Origin of the sequence: Streptomyces sp. CWNU-52B (assembly GCF_047444975.1) — a bacterium.
GTDB lineage: Bacteria > Actinomycetota > Actinomycetes > Streptomycetales > Streptomycetaceae > Streptomyces.
This window is the reverse complement of record NZ_JBLFJV010000006.1, coordinates 241,023-260,120: the sequence shown is the minus strand read 5'-3', so window position 1 is coordinate 260,120 and position 19,098 is coordinate 241,023. Positions and strand designations below refer to the sequence as shown.

General features: G+C 70.5%; 19 protein-coding genes and 1 pseudogene. 11 read left to right on the top strand and 9 right to left on the bottom strand.

What is annotated here, in order from left to right; translation table 11 throughout:
* Positions 1-48: 48 nt before the first annotated feature.
* From ACLVWQ_RS08575 to ACLVWQ_RS08565, 3 genes are all read left to right on the top strand, one after another.
* Positions 49-807, top strand: a complete 759-nt coding sequence (locus ACLVWQ_RS08575) for a GAF and ANTAR domain-containing protein (protein WP_414107626.1) — start codon at positions 49-51, stop codon at positions 805-807.
* Positions 808-1,077: 270 nt separating this feature from the next.
* A complete protein-coding gene (locus ACLVWQ_RS08570) occupies positions 1,078-1,818 on the top strand; it encodes an ANTAR domain-containing protein (protein ID WP_414107625.1) in 741 nt (246 codons plus the stop codon).
* A gap of 47 nt (positions 1,819-1,865) precedes the next feature.
* Complete coding sequence (locus tag ACLVWQ_RS08565; RefSeq protein ID WP_414107624.1) at positions 1,866-2,318, top strand: helix-turn-helix transcriptional regulator; 453 nt, start codon at positions 1,866-1,868, stop codon at positions 2,316-2,318.
* On the opposite strand, the gene ACLVWQ_RS08560 is transcribed toward ACLVWQ_RS08565, so the two are convergent.
* From ACLVWQ_RS08560 to ACLVWQ_RS08540, 5 genes and pseudogenes are all read right to left on the bottom strand, one after another.
* On the bottom strand, positions 2,299-2,712 hold the full coding sequence (locus ACLVWQ_RS08560; RefSeq protein WP_414107623.1) for a VOC family protein: 414 nt from the start codon (positions 2,710-2,712) through the stop codon (positions 2,299-2,301). The two genes, ACLVWQ_RS08565 and ACLVWQ_RS08560, sit on opposite strands and share 20 nt — an antisense overlap.
* 522 nt (positions 2,713-3,234) lie before the next feature.
* A pseudogene (locus ACLVWQ_RS08555) lies at positions 3,235-3,647 on the bottom strand (YciI family protein).
* 221 nt (positions 3,648-3,868) lie between these two features.
* Positions 3,869-4,159 (bottom strand): hypothetical protein, encoded by a 291-nt coding sequence (locus ACLVWQ_RS08550; protein ID WP_414107622.1) that lies wholly within the window; start codon positions 4,157-4,159, stop codon positions 3,869-3,871.
* Positions 4,160-4,966: 807 nt separating this feature from the next.
* Positions 4,967-6,085, bottom strand: coding sequence for a family 2 encapsulin nanocompartment cargo protein polyprenyl transferase (locus ACLVWQ_RS08545; RefSeq protein ID WP_414107621.1), 1,119 nt, complete (start codon positions 6,083-6,085; stop codon positions 4,967-4,969).
* A 112-nt stretch (positions 6,086-6,197) separates the two neighbouring features.
* Positions 6,198-7,604 carry a family 2B encapsulin nanocompartment shell protein gene (locus tag ACLVWQ_RS08540; RefSeq protein ID WP_414107620.1) on the bottom strand — a complete coding sequence of 469 codons (1,407 nt, stop codon included), beginning with the start codon at positions 7,602-7,604 and terminating at the stop codon, positions 6,198-6,200.
* Positions 7,605-7,824: 220 nt separating this feature from the next.
* Between ACLVWQ_RS08540 and ACLVWQ_RS08535 the strand changes: the two genes are divergently transcribed.
* The 3 genes from ACLVWQ_RS08535 (at position 7,825) to ACLVWQ_RS08525 (ending at position 9,937) form a co-directional block, all read left to right on the top strand.
* The gene (locus ACLVWQ_RS08535) at positions 7,825-8,058 is read left to right on the top strand and encodes a hypothetical protein (RefSeq protein WP_414107619.1); all 234 of its coding nucleotides are present in this window, start codon (positions 7,825-7,827) and stop codon (positions 8,056-8,058) included.
* Positions 8,059-8,193: 135 nt separating this feature from the next.
* Positions 8,194-8,784, top strand: coding sequence for an N-acetylmuramoyl-L-alanine amidase (locus ACLVWQ_RS08530; RefSeq protein WP_414107618.1), 591 nt, complete (start codon positions 8,194-8,196; stop codon positions 8,782-8,784).
* A gap of 94 nt (positions 8,785-8,878) precedes the next feature.
* Positions 8,879-9,937, top strand: coding sequence for a 1-aminocyclopropane-1-carboxylate deaminase/D-cysteine desulfhydrase (locus tag ACLVWQ_RS08525; protein WP_414107617.1), 1,059 nt, complete (start codon positions 8,879-8,881; stop codon positions 9,935-9,937).
* On the opposite strand, the gene ACLVWQ_RS08520 is transcribed toward ACLVWQ_RS08525, so the two are convergent.
* On the bottom strand, positions 9,921-11,516 hold the full coding sequence (locus tag ACLVWQ_RS08520; RefSeq protein ID WP_414107616.1) for a Na+/H+ antiporter: 1,596 nt from the start codon (positions 11,514-11,516) through the stop codon (positions 9,921-9,923). The two genes, ACLVWQ_RS08525 and ACLVWQ_RS08520, sit on opposite strands and share 17 nt — an antisense overlap.
* Positions 11,517-11,577: 61 nt before the next feature.
* Between ACLVWQ_RS08520 and ACLVWQ_RS08515 the strand changes: the two genes are divergently transcribed.
* The 3 genes from ACLVWQ_RS08515 to ACLVWQ_RS08505 all read left to right on the top strand — a co-directional run bounded on the left by ACLVWQ_RS08515 (position 11,578) and on the right by ACLVWQ_RS08505 (position 13,648).
* Positions 11,578-11,838 carry a UBP-type zinc finger domain-containing protein gene (locus ACLVWQ_RS08515; RefSeq protein ID WP_414107615.1) on the top strand — a complete coding sequence of 87 codons (261 nt, stop codon included), beginning with the start codon at positions 11,578-11,580 and terminating at the stop codon, positions 11,836-11,838.
* A gap of 251 nt (positions 11,839-12,089) precedes the next feature.
* On the top strand, positions 12,090-12,503 hold the full coding sequence (locus ACLVWQ_RS08510; RefSeq protein WP_055512819.1) for an anti-sigma regulatory factor: 414 nt from the start codon (positions 12,090-12,092) through the stop codon (positions 12,501-12,503).
* A gap of 17 nt (positions 12,504-12,520) precedes the next feature.
* Entirely contained in the window at positions 12,521-13,648 is a 1,128-nt protein-coding gene (locus tag ACLVWQ_RS08505; protein WP_414107614.1) for an RNA polymerase sigma factor SigF, read from the top strand.
* A 312-nt stretch (positions 13,649-13,960) separates the two neighbouring features.
* On the opposite strand, the gene ACLVWQ_RS08500 is transcribed toward ACLVWQ_RS08505, so the two are convergent.
* Positions 13,961-14,410: a hypothetical protein gene (locus ACLVWQ_RS08500; protein ID WP_414107613.1), complete on the bottom strand. Its 450-nt coding sequence runs from the start codon at positions 14,408-14,410 to the stop codon at positions 13,961-13,963.
* 228 nt (positions 14,411-14,638) lie between these two features.
* Here ACLVWQ_RS08500 and ACLVWQ_RS08495 point away from each other — a divergent pair, with 228 nt between their 5' ends.
* Positions 14,639-15,607: a diacylglycerol/lipid kinase family protein gene (locus ACLVWQ_RS08495; protein WP_414107612.1), complete on the top strand. Its 969-nt coding sequence runs from the start codon at positions 14,639-14,641 to the stop codon at positions 15,605-15,607.
* Between the two features lie 318 nt (positions 15,608-15,925).
* On the top strand, positions 15,926-16,183 hold the full coding sequence (locus ACLVWQ_RS08490) for a WhiB family transcriptional regulator (RefSeq protein WP_016639615.1): 258 nt from the start codon (positions 15,926-15,928) through the stop codon (positions 16,181-16,183).
* A gap of 331 nt (positions 16,184-16,514) precedes the next feature.
* Here the strand turns inward: ACLVWQ_RS08490 and ACLVWQ_RS08485 are convergent, their stop codons facing one another.
* Positions 16,515-17,990: a sensor histidine kinase gene (locus ACLVWQ_RS08485; RefSeq protein ID WP_414107611.1), complete on the bottom strand. Its 1,476-nt coding sequence runs from the start codon at positions 17,988-17,990 to the stop codon at positions 16,515-16,517.
* A 473-nt stretch (positions 17,991-18,463) separates the two neighbouring features.
* Positions 18,464-19,009: a TetR/AcrR family transcriptional regulator gene (locus ACLVWQ_RS08480; protein WP_414107826.1), complete on the bottom strand. Its 546-nt coding sequence runs from the start codon at positions 19,007-19,009 to the stop codon at positions 18,464-18,466.
* Positions 19,010-19,098 lie beyond the last annotated feature (89 nt).

Sequence of the window (19,098 nt, the reverse complement as noted above, 5' to 3'; positions counted from 1 at the left end):
GCCGTTCGTTCCGGCTCGGCCTCCCCATCCCAGCCGTCAGGACACGTGATGAACACCGAACCGCTTGATACCAGCCGGGCGCAGGACGTGGCCGCGAACCTGCTGACCCTGGCCGACGCGCCGACGCGGGGCGAGAACGAGGAGAACCTGCTGCGGCGGCTCGCGCGGGTCACCGCACTCGTGCCGGGTGTGGAAGCGGCTGCCTGCAGCCTCCTCGCCCCGGAGGGGCTCCCCGGGCACATGGCGGCCTCCGACGAACGGACCCGCCGACTGGAGTGCCTTCAGGCCGAGTTGCGGGAGGGACCCTGCCTGGACGTCTCACGTGGCGAAGGACCCCTGACCAACGTTCCGATGACCCACCCGCACAGCCGGACGCGTTGGCCCCGCTTCACGAGCCGCGTCCTGGCGGAGGGTTTCACCGCCGTCACGGCCCTGCCGCTGACCCATCGGGACCGGCCCCTGGGCGCACTCGATCTCTACCACCAGCACGGCCGGCTGGAGCCGTCGGGCATACGGTGGGCGCAACTCCTGGCCGACGCCACGGCCGTCGGACTGGCCCATCGCGATGTGCTGCGTGACGCGCTCGTCCGGGCCGACCAATTGCAGCACGCGCTGAACAGCCGGGTCGTCATCGAGCAGGCCAAGGGCATCCTGGCCGAACGCTTCGACTGCGACGTCCAGGCCGCGTTCGAGCGACTGCGCAGCCACGCCCGTACGAACCGGATGAAGCTCGCCGACCTGGCCGTGCTGATCGTCGCCAACCCGTCCGACGGGCCTCCTTTCCCGCGGCTGCACCCGGCCGGCTGAGGACTGCCGCACCGGATGCGGGCCGACCAGTGGCCGACTACGCGCCGACTGCCGTCGAACGGACGGTCGTCGGCGGCTGGTCGACCGTCGATGTCTCGCCGTCGTCGTCGTAAAATCGAGGCCGATGGACGCCGACCCAACCGCGAGTCCTGGCGGGTCGAGGCCCAGAAAGACCAGAAAGCCCAGCGACAAGACCAAGCAGAACCAGACAGTGCGAGCCAGAGCGACAGACTGGCGGAGAGAGGCACGGCAGAGGGGGAGGACGCCGGAATGCCCAACCAACCGCGCGAGGAGCGCTTCGCCGCCGCTTTCGTGTCGCTCGCCACCACCCTGGCGGGCGACTTCGACGACATTCACTTCCTGCGCACCTTGTCCGAGCGCTGCGTGGACCTGCTGGACGTCGCCGCCGCGGGTGTCGTCCTGGCCGCGCCGCAGGAGGGCAGAGCGGAGGTCACCGGCTCCGACGCCCGCACCCGCGGTCTGGAGCGAAGCAGCGTCGACTGGGACGAGGGACCCTGCCAGGACTGCCTGCGCACCGGCCGCCCCGTCGAGGGGATCGCCCTCACCCACCCCGACGCGCGCAAGGCGTGGCCCCGCTTCGCACGCCGGGCCCGGCAGCTGGGCTTCCACTCGGTCGCCGCGACACCGTTGCGTGTACGGGACCAGGTGGTCGGCGCCCTCAGCCTCCTGCTGGACGAGCCCGGCACACCCGACCCCGGACAGCTCAGGCTGGGCCGTGCCCTCGCCGACTTCGCCGCGATCCCGATCGTGCAGCAGCGCGAGCTGCGCCGGCAGATGCGGCTCACCCAGCAGCTGGAGACCGCGCTGGAGTCCCGCATCCTCATCGAGCAGGCCAAGGGTGCCCTGGCCCAGCAGCGCCGGATCAGCGTGGACGAGGCCTTCACGCTGCTCCGCGGCCATGCCCGTGCCCGTCAGCGCCGGATCTCGGCCGTGGCGCGGGAGGTGCTGGACGGCACCGGCGACCTGTCGCTCTCCCAGTCCGCGGACTGACCGGCCTGCTCAGGGGTGCTGTCAGTGGGCCGTGGGATGCTGAGGGCATGACCATGGAGGACTTGGTCCGACTGCGCAAGGCACGCGACCGGATGGACCGGGAGTACGCCGATCCGCTGGACGTGCCCCTGCTCGCGCGCACCGCGCTGATGTCGCCCGGCCACTTCCAGCGCAGCTTCCGTGCGGCCTTCGGCGAGACGCCGTACGGCTATCTGATGACGCGCCGCATCGAGCGGGCGAAGGCGCTGCTCCGGCGCGGCGACCTGAGCGTCACGGAGGTCTGTTTCGCGGTGGGGTGTTCGTCGCTCGGTTCGTTCAGCTCCCGCTTCACGGAGCTGGTCGGCGAGACACCGAGCGCGTACCGGGCCCGCTCGCACGAACCGGGCGCGGCGATACCGGCCTGCGTGGCGAAGCTGTACACACGCCCGGTGCGCCGTGCCGCGGCGCCTGCGGCCATGGCGCCGCGCGGGAACCCAGGGCTCACCCCTTGCGCTGGGTGAAGCGCAGCAGATTGCCGGCGGGGTCGCGGACCGCGCAGTCGCGGACTCCGTACGGCTGGTCCATCGGCTCCTGGACGACATCGGTGTCCGCGGCGAGCAGCCGCTCGTACGTCGCGTCGCAGTTCTCCGTGGTGAAGATGACACCCCGGAGCTGTCCCTTGGCCAGCAGCTCGGCCACGGCCCGCCGGTCCGCCTCCGGGGCGTTCGGATCGGCCAGGGGCGGTTCCAGGACGATCTCCACGTCCGGCTGGAGCGGGGGACCGACGGTCACCCAGCGCATGCCCTCGAAACCGACGTCGTTACGGACTTCCAGGCCCAGCACGTCACGGTAGAAGGCAAGCGCACGATCGTGGTCGTCCACCGCGATGAAGCACTGCGAGATTTTCAGGTCCATGGCTTCACGCTAGAGGCTCTTCACGCCGAAGGCTCAGGGCGGCAGGGGTTCTGAGGTAGTGCTGCTCCGGGAGGCTGAGGGTCTTGCCTGCCGCCGACTCGTAGGCGGCGCGGGCGGCTGGGCGCGGACCGTGCACCATCGCGACGGCCACCCCGCGGTTGAGACATCCCACCGGGCCGCGCGCCCTTCACCTTCTGCTTGGCCCGGCTGATCCTCCCCCACTGCCTTAAGGGCGTGGGGACCCCCAGCCATCGTCGCCTCGGGCACGAGATGCGCGCGGGCGATCGTGTCGTCCTCGGGCGGGGCGCGGCCCGCCCCGGGCGGCGGCGTGGTGAACGCGTCGCGCGGGGTGAGCGCCGCAGCACGTCCGTGAGCCGCCACGGCGTCCTCCGCGGAGTCGAAGTGCCCGTACCGCCGCACGAGCGCACTGCGGCGCGCTGTGGCGCAGCAGGCCTCCGATCGCGGCCGTACGACCCGACGGGCGCCCCGGCCCACCTCCCGACGGATGTCTCGGGGGACGGCTCACACGTCGCCGCCGACGTCGAAGATCTGCCGGATGACGACCGGGTACTCCGTCGTGCCCTCAGGGCCGGGGCACTCGAGGATCCGCGTCACGATCTCCGTGACGCGCTCCAGGCTGTCGCAGTCCAGGACCCAGTAACCGGCGAGCACTTCCTTGGTCTCGCTGTACGGCCCGTCGGTGATCACGGGCTTTCCGTCCGGGCCAGCTCGACGGTCCGGGCCTTGGCGGGCTCCGTCAGGCCATTGCCGTCGACCATCTCACCGGTCTCGGCGAGGTCGTTGTTGATGGCGCTCATGTGCGCGTACATGGCCTGGAGGTCCTGCTCGGTCCAGGCGGGCGCCCCGGGGGACGCCGTGCCGCGCTGCGCCGCGTAGCCCGCCTGCGTGCCCTGGATCATCACGAGGTACTTCATGAGGTCCGCTCCTTCGGTCGGGACCGCCCGTGGTGGGCGGTTCTCACAGGGGACGTCGGAGCGGGCCCGCGGTTCTCTACACACGCGCGGAAGAACCTTCCACGCGGCCCAGGAGCCGCCCCGGACCCAGGAACCCCGCGGCGGCAGGACTCCGCGGGCCCAAGAATCCCCGAACTCAGAAGTCCAGTGGCCAGGAATTCCTGGCGTCAGGAACTCCAGGGTCAGGAATCCGGTCCCGCGGCTGCCGGGGGCACCTCGGGCGTCCCCGGGTCGGCCATGAGCACCGCCCCTGCCCCTGGCCCGGTCCCTGAGGTCCCTGTGCCGGAGGCCGCCGGGTCCGGCCCCGTCCGGGTCTCCTCGGACTCGTCACCCTCCTGGTAGCTCGCGCACCGGGAGTTGTGGCAGGGGCCCGGGGCCCACACGGGCACGAAGACCCCCAGGGTCTTGTGCCGACGCACGACCATGTCGACGGGCTGCTTGCAGACCGGACAGGCGGGTTCATCGCTGGCCATGGTTCGAGGATATTGCGGGAGAAGTCGGGCCGACAGCCGGGCGACGGCCCGGAATCAGCGCTTCCGTCCACGAGCCCCGCGAGCCCCGCGGGCCTCCCGGACGGCGGCGAACCTGAACGCCTGCCACCAGCGCCGCCGAGCGGCACGGCCCGGAGACTCCGCTGATCACCCCGGGCAGAGGTGACGGGTCCCGCACGCCGTGGGGATGCGCGGGACCCGCCATGACCGGAACCCCTCCACCTCGCCGCGCCGTCAGGTACCGCACGACGGAGAGAACTCCGGTGTCTCGGAGGCGGCCCCACGTGCCGCACCGCTTCGGACCGCCGAGGGAGCCGGCGCACCGACGCCCCCACTTGATGCGTCAGCCGACAGAACCGGCGCCCGGACCGCTCCCGTACCGGCGGAGCCGGACCGACCGTTCCCGGACCGGCAGACCGTCACCGGCGGAGCCGTGCAGGCCGGGCCCCACCCGCCTTGCGACCGGCACGGCGGACGATCCTGCCGACGCCCCTTCAAGCCGAGCCGGCAGCACACGAGGTCAACAACTGCCCGCCCCCACCCGCGCCACAGGCCGTTGCCGCTCCCCCTCGGCTCCCCTGACCGGCCCGGCACTCCGCGGTTCGGCTGCCGCGTCCCCACGAGCGCCACCCGGTTTCGCCCCCCGGCCGCTGCGCAAGGCCCCGCCGGACCCTCTACCGATCTCCCGTCACATGTCTCCCGCCCCTCCCCTCACCCCTCCCTGGTCCGTCTCTCATCCCCCTCGACTCCCTTCGATCCCCCGCCGTCGCTCCCTCGGGCACCTCCCCGTCACACGTTCCGGCGCGTCACGAACTCCGCCAGCGACAGCAGACCTCCCGCCGCCTCCGGGTCCGGGATGGCCCGGGACAGGTGGTCCAGAGCCCGTGCCATCCGCTCGGCGGCCTGGATCTGGGCCCAGTCACGGCCACCCGCCCGCTCGACGGCGAGGACCGTGCGCTCCAGATCGCCGTCCCGGTAGGGAACCCGGTACAGCTCGGCGAGTTCGGCGCCGGCCGGTGTGCCGGAGGCGAGCGCGGCGACGACGGGCAGGGACTTCTTGCGGGCTATGAGATCCGCTCCCGCCGGCTTGCCGGTGCGCCTCGGATCCCCCCAGATACCGATCACGTCGTCGATGAACTGGAAGGCGAGCCCTGCCTCGCGCCCGAACGCGTCGAGCGCCTCGACATCCGCGTCGTCGGCGCCCGCGTACAGCGCCCCGATCGCACACGCGCACCCCAGCAGTGCCCCCGTCTTGGCCTCGGCCATGGCGAGCACCTCGTCGAGCGTGATGTCGTCAGGACCACGACGCTCCATCGCGGTGTCCTCGTGCTGTCCGGCACAGAGCTCCACGACACACTTCGCGAGCCGCGCGGCCGCAGCCGAGGACGCCGGATGCGGATCGTCGGCGAGCAGCCGATGGGCCAGCGCCTGCAGGGAGTCCCCCGCCAGGATCGCGTCGGCGTCACCGAACACGGCCCACGCGGTGGGCCGGTGCCTGCGGGTGGTGTCCCGGTCCATCACGTCGTCGTGCAGCAGCGTGAAGTTGTGCACCAGCTCCACCGCCGCGGCCGCTCGGACGGCTGTCGCCCGGTGCCCGCCGAGTGCCCCGGCCGCGGTCAGGACGAGCGCGGGCCGGATGGCCTTGCCCGCGTTCCCCGCCGCCGGGGTGCCGTCCGCGTGTTCCCACCCGAAGTGGAAGAGCGCGATCCGCCGCATCGAAACGGGCAACGAATCGATGGCTCGGCGCAGTTCGGGGTCGACCACGGACCGGGCCCGCTCCAGGATGACGGCCGCGTCCTGTCCGTCGGGCGGACCGTGCTCCCCGACGGGTGCGGCCCCTTGACGCGGGAGCGACCCTTCCGCCGTGGGCGACGGGCTCTGTCGCGTCTCCGTCATGAACTCACCCATGGATCCGCCTCGGAGGATGCGCGGACGGTGACGGTTCCGCTGACGCTGGGCGCGTACCCCTGTGGTCTACCCGCTCCGGCGGGCGGGGACACCGCACGTGGTTCACCGGAGCTCACCGCCAGCGGCCGATCTCGACGTTCTCCAGGACACCGAGCGCGTCGGGGACCAGGACCGCGGCCGAGTAGTACGTCGTCACCAGGTACGACATGATCGCCTGCTCGCTGATCCCCATGAACCGCACGGACAGGCTCGGCTCGATCTCGTCCGGGATGCCGGCCTGCTGGAGCCCGACCACGCCCTGCTCGGCCTCGCCCGTACGCATGGCGATGATCGAGGTCGTCCTCGCCTCGGTGATCGGGATCTTGTTGCACGGGTAGATCGGCACGCCCCGCCAGGTGGGAATGCGGTTGCCCGCCACGTCCAGGGTCTCGGGGACGAGCCCCCGCTTGTTGAGCTCACGGCCGATCGCGGAGATCGCCCGCGGGTGGGCCAGCAGCAGCTTCGTGCCGCGCCGCCTGGTGAGCAGCTCGTCCAGGTCGTCCGGGCCGGGTACGCCGTCGTGCGGCTGGATCCGCTGGTCGTACTCGCAGTTGTGGAGCAGCCCGAACTCCCGGTTGTTGACGAGCTCGTGCTCCTGACGCTCCTTCAGCGCCTCCACGGTGAGCCGCAACTGCTGCTCGGTCTGGTTCATCGGCTGGTTGTAGAGATCGGCCACGCGGGTGTGGATGCGCAGCACGGTCTGGGCGACGCTGAGTTCGTACTCCCGTGGCGCGGCGTCGTAGTCGACGAACGTCCCCGGGATGGCCGGCTCTCCGGTGTGGCCGGCCGAGAGGTCGATCTCCTTCTCTCCGTAGGTGTTGGAACGCTGCTCGGGAATCGCGCGCAGCTGACTGAGGTGCTCGCGCAGGGACGTGGAGCGCTCCGCGATCTGGTCGAGGTCCGCGCGGGGCAGCGCGAGGACCGTACAGGCGGTGGCCGCACGCGCCGTGTACTCCCAGATGGCGTCCGGGTCGGTGATCGCCTGGTCGCCGAAGTAGGAGCCGTCGGCGAGGACCCCGAGGACGGCGTCGTCCCCGTACGGTCCGGTGCCGATCTTCTCGACCCTGCCGTGCGCCAGCAGGAACACCTCGGCGGCCGGGCTGCCGAAGGAGGCGAGTACGTCGCCCGGTCCGAACTCACGCTGCTGGCAGCGCTGGGCCAGCTCGGCGAGCACCTCCTGGTCCTCGTAGGTGCGCAGCGCCGGCAGCTCGCCCAGCTCCGCCGGGATCACCTGGACGCGGTCACCGGTCTTCACGAACGTGACGCGGCCGTCTCCCACGGAGTAGCTGAGCCTGCGGTTCACCCGGTACGTACCGCCCTGCACGTTCACCCACGGCAGCATGCGCAGCAGCCAGCGTGAGCTGATCTCCTGCATCTGCGGTGCGGACTTGGTGGTGGTGGCCAGGTTCCGCGCTGCGGATGTGCCGAGACTCTTCTGCGGCTGGTCCTGGTCCGCGCGGATCTCTTCGCCTACCGACATGAAAATGTCCTCCCCATCGTGCAATGGCCTGCGGCGACAACACTTCCATCACGGACCGTGCTGGTGCTATTACACGAAAGAGGGGGAATGGATCTTTGAGAAGTGGGGCATATCGCGCGCCCCCGATCAGACCGTCAGGAACTCCAAGATCGGGCCGCCCGTTCACCCGGCAACACGAACCACGGCCGACCGACGACCGACGACTACGGAGGAGACGGCAATGGCAGGATTCCTGGACCGCGCCAAGGAACAAGCTCAGCGCGGCATCACGCAGGGCAAGCAGAAGATCGACGACGTACAGGCACAGCGGGCCGGCAACGACCTGCTGAAGAGCCTCGGCGCGGCCTACTTCGCGGAACAGCGCGGCAGCGGCTCCCCGCAGACCACGCAGCAGGCTCTCCAGGCCCTGGAGAGCCACATCGCGGCGCACGGGGACGGCTTCCTGCGCGCCTAGGCGGCTCATCCGTGCCGTCGGCGGCGCGGCCCGCACGCCGTGCGAACACACGGTCCCTCCCGGCGAGTTCCGGGTACAAGCAGCGGTACGAGACGGTCACGAAGGGTGGCCGTCGCGCCCTGTGAGGAGGCGGCCGTGGCCCCACCCATGTCCGCGGGCAGCTTTCTGAGCCGGCTCGAGGCGGAAGGAATCATCGTCGTCGAGGTCGGCGACTGGAGGCATCACAACCGCAATCACCAAGGCCCCTGGGGCTCGGTCCACGGCGTGATGATCCACCACACCGTGACGTCGGGCAGTCTGCGGACCGTCGAGATATGCCGCGACGGCTACAGCGGGTTGCCGGGTCCGCTGTGCCACGGCGTCATCACCAAGGACGGCCGCGTCCACCTCGTCGGTTACGGCCGCGCCAATCACGCGGGGCTCGGCGACGACGACGTACTGCGGGCGGTCATCGCCGAGACGGCCCTGCCCGCGGACAACGAGGCGAACACCGACGGCAACCGCCATTTCTACGGCTTCGAGTGCGAGAACCTCGGTGACGGCAGGGATCCCTGGCCGGCGGCCCAGCTGGAGGCCATAGAGCGGGTCTCGGCGGCGGTCTGCCGCCACCACGGCTGGACCGAGCGCTCGGTGATCGGTCATCTCGAATGGCAGCCCGGCAAGATCGACCCACGCGGCTTCACGATGGCCGCCATGCGGGCCCGCATCCGTGACCGCCTGAATTGACGGGTGGGGCGGTCCCCAGGGGGGCAGAGCGGGTTCCCCGGGGGAAGCCGTCGACCGTGCGATGTCGGCGCAGCCCCGCGTGTCGCTCGGACGCATGTCCGACAATGGGGGTGTGACCGGCCCCGACACCTCCGAAACAGTCACTCCTGGAGTGCTCGCGCCCGCGGCGGGCGGGCCTGCGGCGGGCGACCCTCGCGCAGCCCACCCTCAAGCGGCCGGCTCTCAAGCGGTCGGCCCCGCCGTCCTACGGCCACGGCTGCCGTCGCCGCTCCAGGAGGTCGTGGACGAGCGCTTCGAGCGGCGGGGCGTGCGGCTGCTGCTCAAGCGGGACGATCTGATCCACCCGGAGCTGATCGGCAACAAGTGGCGCAAGCTGGCGCCGAACCTCCTCGCGGCCGACGGCCGTACGGTCCTCACCTTCGGCGGCGCGTACTCGAACCATCTGCGGGCCACCGCCGCGGCCGGTCGTCTCCTGGGCCTGCCCACCGTCGGCGTGGTCCGCGGCCAGGAGCTCGCCGACCGCCCCCTGAACCCGTCGCTGGCCCGATGCGCCACGGACGGCATGCGGCTCCATTTCGTCGACAGATCGACTTATCGCCGCAAGAGCGAGCCGGGAACCCTGGCCGCCCTGCTCCGAGCGACCGCCTGCGAGGAGGCGTACGTGGTCCCGGAAGGCGGCAGCAACGCCCTTGCCGTACGCGGCTGCACCGCCCTGGGTGAGGAGTTGCGCGACCACGCCGACATCGCCGTGCTGGCCTGCGGCACGGGCGGCACGCTGGCGGGCCTGGCCGCGGGTCTGTCCCCCGGCCGGCGCGCGCTGGGCGTGCCGGTCCTCAAGGGCGGCTTCCTGGGCGCCGAGATACGCGCCCTCCAGGAGGAGGCGTTCGGCGGCCCGCGCGGCGACTGGTCCCTGGACGACCGGTTCCACTTCGGCGGCTACGCCCGTACGCCTCCCGAACTCGACGCGTTCGCGGCCGACTTCGAGCGACGCCACGGCCTGCCCGTCGAACGTCTCTATGTCGCCAAGTCGCTGTACGGACTCATGACTCTCACGGAGGAGGGCGCGTTCCCGCGCGGGACGACGGTCGCGGCCGTGATCACGGGCAGCCCGGACGGCGGCGCCCCTGGGACGGAGCCTAGGTCGCTTCCCTGAACGCCGCCGCCTCCTCCAGGTCCAGTCGCCGCAGCAGTGTCCGCAGCATCTCGTCGTCGATGTAGCGGCCGTCCCGCAGCTTCACGAACATCTCGCGTTCGGCGCTGATCATCTCCCTGGACAGCCGCCGGTACGTGTCGTCCGCGGTCTCTCCGGTGACGCTGTTGACCTGGCCGAGACGTTCCCAGACGGCGTTGCGGCGGCGCTCCAGAACCGTGCGGAGACGGTTGGCCAGGGGTGGCGGAAGCGTGTTGCGCTCGTCGGAGAGGAGCTCTTCCAGCCGCCCCTCGGCGGCCCGGGAGGCCTGCGCCTGGGCGTTCGCCTCCGCCAGTGTCTCGGCCTGCTGGTCCCGCTCCGGGAGTTTCAGCATGCGGATGAGCGGTGGCAGCGACAGTCCCTGCACGACGAGGGTCCCGATGACCGTCGTGAAGGTCAGGAAGAGGACCATGTCGCGGCCCGCGAAGTCCTCGCCGCCGTCCACGGTGAGCGGGATCGAGAAGGCGATGGCGAGTGAGACCACACCTCTCATGCCGGCCCAGCTGATGATGAAGGGGCCCTTCCAGGTGGGGTTGTCCTCCCGTTCCCTGATCCGCGCGGACAGCGGGCGGGGCAGGAAGGTCGCCGGATACACCCAGGCGAAGCGGGCCACCACGACGATCCCGAAGAGGGCCACCGCGTACCAGGCGGCGCTCAACCCCTCGTACGCGCCGAGGCCCTGGAGGATCACCGGCAGCTGCAGGCCGATGAGGGCGAAGACCGCCGACTCCAGGATGAACGCGACCATCTTCCAGACCGCCTCCTCCTGGAGCCGCGTCGCGAAGTCGACCTCCCAGTTGCGGTGGCCGAGGTAGAGCGCGACGACGACCACGGCGAGCACTCCGGAGGCATGCACCTGCTCGGCGACCGCGTACGCGAAGAAGGGCGTCAGCAGCGACAGGGAATTCTGCAGGAGCGCCTCGGTCAGCCGGGTGCGCATCCAGTGGATCGGCACCATCAGGACGAGCCCGACACCGACGCCGCCCAGCGCCGCGAGCAGGAACTCACCGATGCCGCCCGCCCAGGTCGCGCCCTCCCCGACGGCGGCGGCGAGCGCCACCTTGTAGGCGGTGATCGCGGTCGCGTCGTTCACCAGCGACTCGCCCTGCAGGATCGTGGTGACCCGCGACGGCAGCCCGACCCGGCGCGCCACCGCCGTGGCCGCGACCGCGTCCGGCGGCGCCACGACCGCGCCGAGCACCAGCGCCGCGGTCAGCGACAGGTCCGGCACGAGCACGTACGCGGCCCAGCCGACGACGAGCGTCGCGAACAGCACGTACCCGACCGACAGCAGCGCCACCGGCCGGACCTGCGCCCGCAGATCGAGGTACGAGCTGTCCGTGGCCGCCGTGTAGAGCAGCGGAGGCAGCAGCAGCGGCAGGACGATGTGGGGGTCCAGGGTGTACTCGGGCACCCCGGGCACGTACGAGACGACCAGGCCCGCCGCGACGAGAAGCAGGGGCGCCGGCACCGGAGTACGGCGCGCGGCGCCCGCCACCGCGGCACTGCCCGCGATCAGCAGGAGCAGGGGCATCACATGCATCGGTATCGGCCCGCTTTCATTTCCGCGCGGATTCCCGCACACCCGACGTAATCTGGCAATCATGAAACAGTGCACGCACGCCGACGCGCTGCCGCATACGGAACCAGCTCCCCTGAGCGACACGTGTCTCGAGTGCCGGGCGGCGGGCACGCACCCGGTGCAGCTGCGGCTGTGCCTGGACTGCGGTCACGTGGGTTGTTGCGACTCGTCGCCGCTGCGGCACGCCACGGAGCATTTCGAGAAGACGGGGCATCCGATCATGCGAACCTTCGAGCCCGGCGAGAGCTGGCGTTGGTGCTTCGTCGACCATGTGCTGGTGTGACGTGGGTTCCGGACGGTTCGACCCTCTGACGTCTGGGTACGTCAATCCGGCGCGCCCTCTTCCCAATTGGGCCCGCAGACCCCTAGCCACTGTGCGTATCCATAGGTTTACTATGAGTGACAGCAAGGGGTTGGGGTCCCGGGGACAGGAAACCTGAGAGCGCGATAGCGTCACCGCTGAACCACGTAGCGCGTTACCCCGGGGGGCGACCCTCGGCCCCCGAAAGAGCTTGTACCACCTTGGAGGTGAGGGTGTCCCAGATCGCAGGCGAGCCCGCGACCCAGGACTTCGTGGAAGTCCGGCTGCCGGCTGCGGGTGCCTACCTGTCGGTGCTGCGTACGGCCACGGCCGGCCTCGCGGCGCGCTTGGACTTCACCCTCGACGAGATCGAGGATTTGCGCATCGCCGTGGATGAGGCATGCGCGATCCTGTTGCAACAGGCGGTGCCGGGCTCCGTGCTCAGCTGTGTCTTCCGCCTGATCGACGACTCGCTCGAGGTGACTGTCTCGGCCCCGACCACCGACGGCCACGCCCCCGCGCGGGACACCTTCGCGTGGACCGTGCTGTCGGCCCTCGCAGGCAAGGTCTCCTCTTCGGTGGCCGACGACAAAACCGTTTCGATCAGCCTCTACAAACAGCGCGGCGCGGGACCCGGGCCGGCGTGAGGAACGGGGACGGGCCGGTGCGGGACGAAGAGCGCGGCACACGGGAGCTCTCCGCCGAGGGCGAAGGCGGCCCCGGCGGGCCCCGGCGCCTGGCGGAGGGCGTCGACGGCATCCCCGAGCAGCAGGCCCGGCCGCACCCGGAGGACGGCAGTTCTCCGGCGGCGGCCGGGACGTCTCGGGACGAGCCGATCGGCAAGGGCGAGCGCGAGGCGCTTTCCGGCAGTGACGGGCGACAGGATCCAGACGTTGCCGCGCAGTGGGGGTCCCCCCGGACGGAGTCTGGGGGGACGTCCTTGGAAGGGCGGCGGCGGGTGACGGGCGGGATCATGAGCGAGCAGCACGAGCACGAACGAAACGCCGACAGCGGCGCGGCGGGTACACAGCACGATCCCCACAACCGAAGCGGGGCGCGGGCCAAGTTCATCGAGCTGCGCAAGCTGGACCACGACAGCCCGGAGTACGCGGAGCTGCGCAACCAGCTGGTCCGGATACATCTGCCGCTCGTGGAGCACCTCGCCCGTCGTTTCCGCAACCGCGGCGAGCCGCTGGACGACCTCACGCAGGTCGCGACCATCGGCCTGATCAAGTCGGTCGACCGGTTCGACCCGGAGCGCGGTGTCGAGTTCTCGACGTACGCGACTCCTACGGTCGTCGGTGAGATCAAGCGGCACTTCCGTGACAAGGGCTGGGCCGTGCGCGTACCGCGCAGGCTGCAGGAGCTGCGGCTCGCGCTGACCACGGCGACGGCGGAGCTCTCGCAGCAGCACGGCCGCTCCCCCACCGTGCACGAGCTGGCCCAGAAGCTGGGCATCTCGGAGGAGGAGGTCCTGGAGGGCCTGGAGTCGGCCAACGCGTACTCCACGCTGTCCCTGGACGTCCCCGACACGGACGACGAGTCACCGGCCGTCGCGGACACCCTGGGCGCGGAGGACGAGGCCCTGGAGGGCGTCGAGTACCGCGAGTCCCTCAAGCCGCTCCTGGAGGACCTTCCCCCGCGCGAGAAGCGCATCCTGCTGCTGCGCTTCTTCGCGAACATGACCCAGTCGCAGATCGCCCAGGAGGTCGGCATCTCCCAGATGCACGTCTCCCGGCTGCTGGCCCGGACACTGGCCCAGCTCCGCGAGAAGTTGCTGGTGGAGGAGTAGACAGCACGGCTCGCGCCCCGTGAGGGGCGCGGGGAACCGCACGGCCCTGGGCCACGCGCCCCGCGCGCGCCACGTGCCCATGCGCCCCACGTATCCGCGCGCCCCGGCCCGAGGCTCGGAGGGCAGGCCGGACCAGAGGGCCACGGTCGGCTTCGAGGAACCGCCGACGCCAGCCGACCGCCGCCGATCGCCACCGGCGGTCTCGGAGGTACACGCACCGGCCACTGCATCGGCATCGGCGCAGCCTCGGCCTCCCGGCAGCCCGGGTGCCCGCAGCCGTCCGGCTCCCGTACTCCCGTACGCGGACCCGTACTACTCCGGTTCCCGTGCCCCGCCCGGTCCGGTGATCCCCAGCGCCCTCGTCGTCTCGGGGTTGAGGATCAGCACCAGTGCCGCGATCGCCACCACCGCCAGGGCGATCCCCCCGGGAATGGCCAGGCTGTCGGCCTGGAGCAGGTTGTACGCGACGGGCAGCGCCATGATCTGTGTGATGATCGCCGGCCCCCGGCTCCAGCCGCGCCGCAGGAGCAGCCCTCGCGCGGCCAGCAAGGGCAGCAGGGCGAGCACGATCAGCGTCACGCCCCCGGTGACGGCCTGACGGCGGTCGTCCGGATGACCCGTGAGGCCCATCACGAGCAGGTAGCCGCCCCCCGCGACAAGGGCGATCCCCTCCAGCGCGGCGAGCGCCGCCGCCGCGGTCAGGCGCCCGGGGCGGGGCTCGGCGTCAACGGTTTCCGGGGTGGGATTCTGCTCAGAGCTCACCCGTGAAGGGTATCCCTCACCCCTTGCCCGACCACGGTCCCGGGGCTCTCCCCCGGGCCGTGGGACCACGGTCCCCGGGCTTCTCCGGGGCTCTTTCCGGGGCTCTTTCCGGGGCTCTGTCCGGGGCTCTGTCCGGGCTTCCTCTCGGCTTTCTCCGGGTGCTGCGGTTCTCATCCGATCCTCACCTCGGTATGGGGCGAGTACCACGCGGTAGGTACGCTGCATCGCATGCGTGCACTTCTCGTGGTCAATCCGGCAGCAACCACTACCAGCGCACGCACGCGTGACGTCTTGTTCCACGCACTGGCGAGCGAGATGAAACTCGAAGCGGTCACCACCGAGTACCGCGGCCACGCCAGAGACCTCGGCCGGCAGGCCGCGGAGAGCAAGGACATAGAGCTCGTCGTGGCCCTCGGGGGCGACGGCACGGTCAACGAGGTCGTCAACGGCCTGCTGCACAACGGCCCCGACCCCGACCGTCTGCCCGGCCTCGCCGTCGTACCCGGCGGCTCCACCAACGTCTTCGCCCGTGCCCTGGGCCTGCCCAACGACGCCGTCGAGGCGACAGGCGCCCTCCTGGACGCCCTGCGCGAGGGCCGGGAGCGCACGGTGGGCCTCGGTCTCGCCGCGGGGACCCCGGGCAGCGAGGACGAAGGTGTCCCCAAACGCTGGTTCACCTTCAACGCGGGCCTCGGCTTCGACGCCGGCGTGGTCGGCCGCGTCGAACAGCACCGCGAACGCGGCAAACGCTCCACGCACTCGCTCTACGTGCGCCAGGCGATGCGCCAGTTCTTCGGGGAGACCCACCGCCGCCGCGGCACCATCACGCTGGAGCGGCCGGGTTCCGACCCGGTGACCGATCTGGTGCTGTCGATAGTGTGCAACACCTCTCCATGGACCTATCTGGGCAATCGCCCGGTGTACGCGTCACCTAAAGCCTCGTTCGATACCGGCCTCGACGTACTCGGACTCAGCCGTATGTCGACGCCCGCGGTTGCCCGGTATGGCACCCAGTTGCTCACTTCGTCCCCCGACCGAGGGCCCCATGGCAAGCACGCGGTGTCCCTGCACGATCTGACCGACTTCACCTTGCATTCGAAGGTCCCGCTCCCCCTCCAGATGGACGGCGACCACCTTGGACTGCGTACGAGCGTCGCGTTCACAGGCGTTCGCCGTGCACTGCGTGTGATTGTGTGAGCGGAACGGGCTAAAGTCCTTCCACTCGAACGTTTAGGCCAGGATCCACCCCATGGAAGTACGGCTGTGACCTAGTCGACACCGAGGAATCAAAAAAAACTTTCCGGTAGGGGTTGTATCCGCCGCTGAGGTTTGCGAGTCTCTACGTGGCGCTCGGGACGGGCCGCAACATCGCCCCCACAGAGCGCCGGAACCCCTCCTCACTTAAAAGGACCACACCAGTCCGTCTGGTAGTCGGCCCTTCACTTGTTGAGGGATTCGTGAAAGCGTTCACATTCACAAGCAACGTGCATGTAATACCAAGGAGAGGTAGCAGCCATGGACTGGCGTCACAACGCCGTTTGCCGCGAGGAAGACCCCGAGCTCTTCTTCCCCATCGGCAACACCGGTCCTGCGCTGCTGCAGATCGAGGAAGCCAAGGCCGTTTGCCGTCGCTGCCCCGTCATGGAGCAGTGTCTGCAGTGGGCGCTCGAGTCCGGCCAGGACTCCGGCGTCTGGGGTGGTCTCAGCGAGGACGAGCGCCGCGCGATGAAGCGCCGCGCCGCTCGCAACAGGGCCCGTCAGGCCTCCGCCTGACAACCCGCCCCACAACAGCCTGAGCTTGGCGGCGCGTACAGCGAGTACGCATCTCCCGCCCCCGAGCCGCAGCCGCGCAGTACCCCCGATGCGCACAACCGAACGACACGGTGAGCCCCGGACCACTCAGTGGTCCGGGGCTCATTGCTGTTTGCGATCGCGGGTTCGGCGGCCGGCCGAGCCCCGCTCCCCCGCCGAGCCAACCCACGAGGGTCACTCAGTGTGTCCATGACGTCATGGTGCGAAATTGTTCGCGAGGGGCGCGTGGAGCTGATGGGGACTCAGACCGCCTTGAATACTCAGGCGGCATACGTGACATGGGTTACTCGCGTCACTTGGGGGTCTCGACCGGGATGTCCAGTACGACCTGTGTGCCGCGCTCCGGCGCCGCGACCATGTCGAAGGTGCCGCCCAGCTCGCCCTCGACCAGCGTCCGTACGATCTGCAGGCCGAGATTGCCCGAGCGGTGCGGGTCGAAACCCTCGGGCAGGCCCACCCCGTCGTCCTGGACCGTGACCAGCAGCCGGTTCTCCTTCGATGTGCCGCCGCGGACCGCGGACACCTCGACCGTGCCGCGCTCGCCTTCACGGAAGCCGTGTTCCAGGGCGTTCTGCAGGATTTCGGTGAGGACCATGGAGAGCGGGGTCGCCACCTCGGCGTCGAGTATGCCGAAGCGGCCCGTGCGCCGGCCGACGACCTTGCCCGGCGAGATCTCGGCGACCATGGCGAGCACACGATCGACGATCTCGTCGAACTCGACCCGCTCGTCGAGGTTCTGGGAGAGCGTCTCGTGCACGATCGCGATCGAGCCGACCCGGCGCACCGCCTCTTCGAGGGCTTCGCGGCCCCGGTCCGACTCGATGCGGCGGGCCTGCAGGCGCAGCAGCGCCGCGACCGTCTGGAGGTTGTTCTTCACCCGGTGGTGGATCTCCCGGATGGTCGCGTCCTTGGTGATCAACTCTCGCTCGCGCCGGCGCAGTTCGGTCACGTCGCGCAGGAGGACCAGGGAACCGACGCGGGTGCCCTTGGGTTTGAGCGGGATCGCACGCAGCTGGATCACGCCGTCGTTGCTCTCGATCTCGAACTCGCGGGGTGCCCAGCCGCTGGCGACCTTGGCCAGCGCCTCGTCCACCGGGCCGCGGGACGGGGCGAGTTCGGCGGTGGTCTGGCCGAGGTGGTGGCCGACCAGGTCGGCCGCGAGGCCCAGTCGGTGGTACGCCGACAGCGCGTTCGGTGACGCGTACTGGACGACGCCGTCCGCGTCCACCCGGATCAGGCCGTCACCCACACGTGGCGAGGCGTCCATGTCGACCTGCTGGTTGGGGAACGGGAAGGAGCCGGCCGCGATCATCTGGGCCAGGTCGGACGCGCTCTGCAGATAGGTGAGTTCGAGCCGCGAGGGGGTGCGCACCGTGAGCAGGTTCGTGTTGCGGGCGATGACCCCCAGGACGCGGCCCTCTCGCCGGACGGGGATGGACTCGACCCGTACGGGGACCTCCTCACGCCACTCGGGGTCGCCCTCGCGCACGATCCGGCCCTCGTCCAGCGCGGCGTCCAGCATGGGGCGGCGGCCGCGTGGGACGAGGTGGCCGACCATGTCGTCCTGGTAGGAGGTGGGGCCGGTGTTGGGTCTCATCTGGGCGACCGAGACATAGCGGGTGCCGTCGCGGGTGGGGACCCACAGGACGAGGTCGGCGAAGGAGAGATCGGAGAGCAGCTGCCACTCCGAGACCAGCAGATGCAGCCACTCGAGGTCGGAGTCACCGAGTGCGGTGTGCTGGCGTACGAGGTCGTTCATGGAGGGCACTCTGTGAGCGTACCCGTCGCGTACGACAAGGCCCGAAATCGGCCATCGGCGGGGCCCCTGGAGACACCCGCGGGCCGCGGCGCCTGAGAGGGACCCTCAGCCCTCCCGGCACCGCAGCCCGGAGCAACATCAGCCGCGGGGTGTGCGGTCCCGATCGGCCGAAGGATGAGGATCCGGTGCAGTCAGGGCAGAGAGCGCCGGCTCCTCGATCCGCCTTCCTGTGCGGGGAAGGCGGAGGCTCGGTCATTCAGTGGTCGGTCACGGAGATCGTTCCCCGTGGTCGTCGATCACCGTGGTATTCCGATGGCTTGATCGTGCAGTTACGTTCTCAAGCTTTACTTACAATTGTGGACTAGACCACTCTGACTGTCCATGCGCCGCCGGATGTTTGTTGTTGTCTCTTGATCCGATCGATCCAGTCGAGCCGGTGACTCGGCGCCCTACATCCACCACGCAGCCTAGCGCCGGGCGGTTCACGGGCGGGGCCAGATTCGCATGGCGAGTTCCACCAGCGCTTCCAGTTGTTCCCTGGTCGCTCCGTCCCGGGCCTGCTGGGACATTCCCTGGATCATGGCGCCGGTGTGCCGGGCCAGGGCCGCCGCGTCCGTGTCCGCGGGGAGTTCGCCCGCGGCGACACCGGCTCCCACCCGGCTCTCGACGGCGGCGATGTTGGCATTGCGCCGTTCCCGCAGGAAGCCCTCCACCTCGGGGTTGGTGCAGTTCGTGGCGGCGTGGACGACCAGGCAGCCGCGCGGACGGCCGGGCTCGGTGCACTCCGCCGCCGCCTCGCGCAGCATCCGCTCCACGGCGGCACGGGCCGTCGGCTCCTCCGCGAGCGCACGGCCACCGAAGGAGCCGTACCGCGTGCCGTACACGGTCACGACCTCCTCGAACAGGGAGCGCTTGTCGCCGAAGGCCGCGTAGAGGCTGGGGGCGCCGATGCCCATGACCTCGGTGAGGTCGGCGACGGAGGTCGCGTCGTAGCCACGCTCCCAGAAGGCGAGGATCGCCTTCTCCAGCGCGGTCTCACGGTCGAATGAGCGGGGGCGGCCGCGGCCGCGCGGCCTGGGTCCGGGTCTTGGCGTGGCCGCGACCCCTGGAACGGGTC

Bases quoted from the DNA above. Each gene is read 5' to 3' on its own strand.
- ACLVWQ_RS08520 (WP_414107616.1), bottom strand. From the start codon at position 11,516: ATGCATGTGATGCCCCTGCTCCTGCTGATCGCGGGCAGTGCCGCGGTG.
- ACLVWQ_RS08525 (WP_414107617.1), top strand. From the start codon at position 8,879: ATGTCCGACAATGGGGGTGTGACCGGCCCCGACACCTCCGAAACAGTC.
- ACLVWQ_RS08575 (WP_414107626.1), top strand. From the start codon at position 49: ATGAACACCGAACCGCTTGATACCAGCCGGGCGCAGGACGTGGCCGCG.
- ACLVWQ_RS08545 (WP_414107621.1), bottom strand. From the start codon at position 6,085: ATGGGTGAGTTCATGACGGAGACGCGACAGAGCCCGTCGCCCACGGCG.
- ACLVWQ_RS08495 (WP_414107612.1), top strand. From the start codon at position 14,639: ATGCGTGCACTTCTCGTGGTCAATCCGGCAGCAACCACTACCAGCGCA.
- ACLVWQ_RS08565 (WP_414107624.1), top strand. From the start codon at position 1,866: ATGACCATGGAGGACTTGGTCCGACTGCGCAAGGCACGCGACCGGATG.
- ACLVWQ_RS08540 (WP_414107620.1), bottom strand. From the start codon at position 7,604: ATGTCGGTAGGCGAAGAGATCCGCGCGGACCAGGACCAGCCGCAGAAG.
- ACLVWQ_RS08515 (WP_414107615.1), top strand. From the start codon at position 11,578: ATGAAACAGTGCACGCACGCCGACGCGCTGCCGCATACGGAACCAGCT.
- ACLVWQ_RS08490 (WP_016639615.1), top strand. From the start codon at position 15,926: ATGGACTGGCGTCACAACGCCGTTTGCCGCGAGGAAGACCCCGAGCTC.
- ACLVWQ_RS08535 (WP_414107619.1), top strand. From the start codon at position 7,825: ATGGCAGGATTCCTGGACCGCGCCAAGGAACAAGCTCAGCGCGGCATC.
- ACLVWQ_RS08550 (WP_414107622.1), bottom strand. From the start codon at position 4,159: ATGGCCAGCGATGAACCCGCCTGTCCGGTCTGCAAGCAGCCCGTCGAC.
- ACLVWQ_RS08560 (WP_414107623.1), bottom strand. From the start codon at position 2,712: ATGGACCTGAAAATCTCGCAGTGCTTCATCGCGGTGGACGACCACGAT.
- ACLVWQ_RS08570 (WP_414107625.1), top strand. From the start codon at position 1,078: ATGCCCAACCAACCGCGCGAGGAGCGCTTCGCCGCCGCTTTCGTGTCG.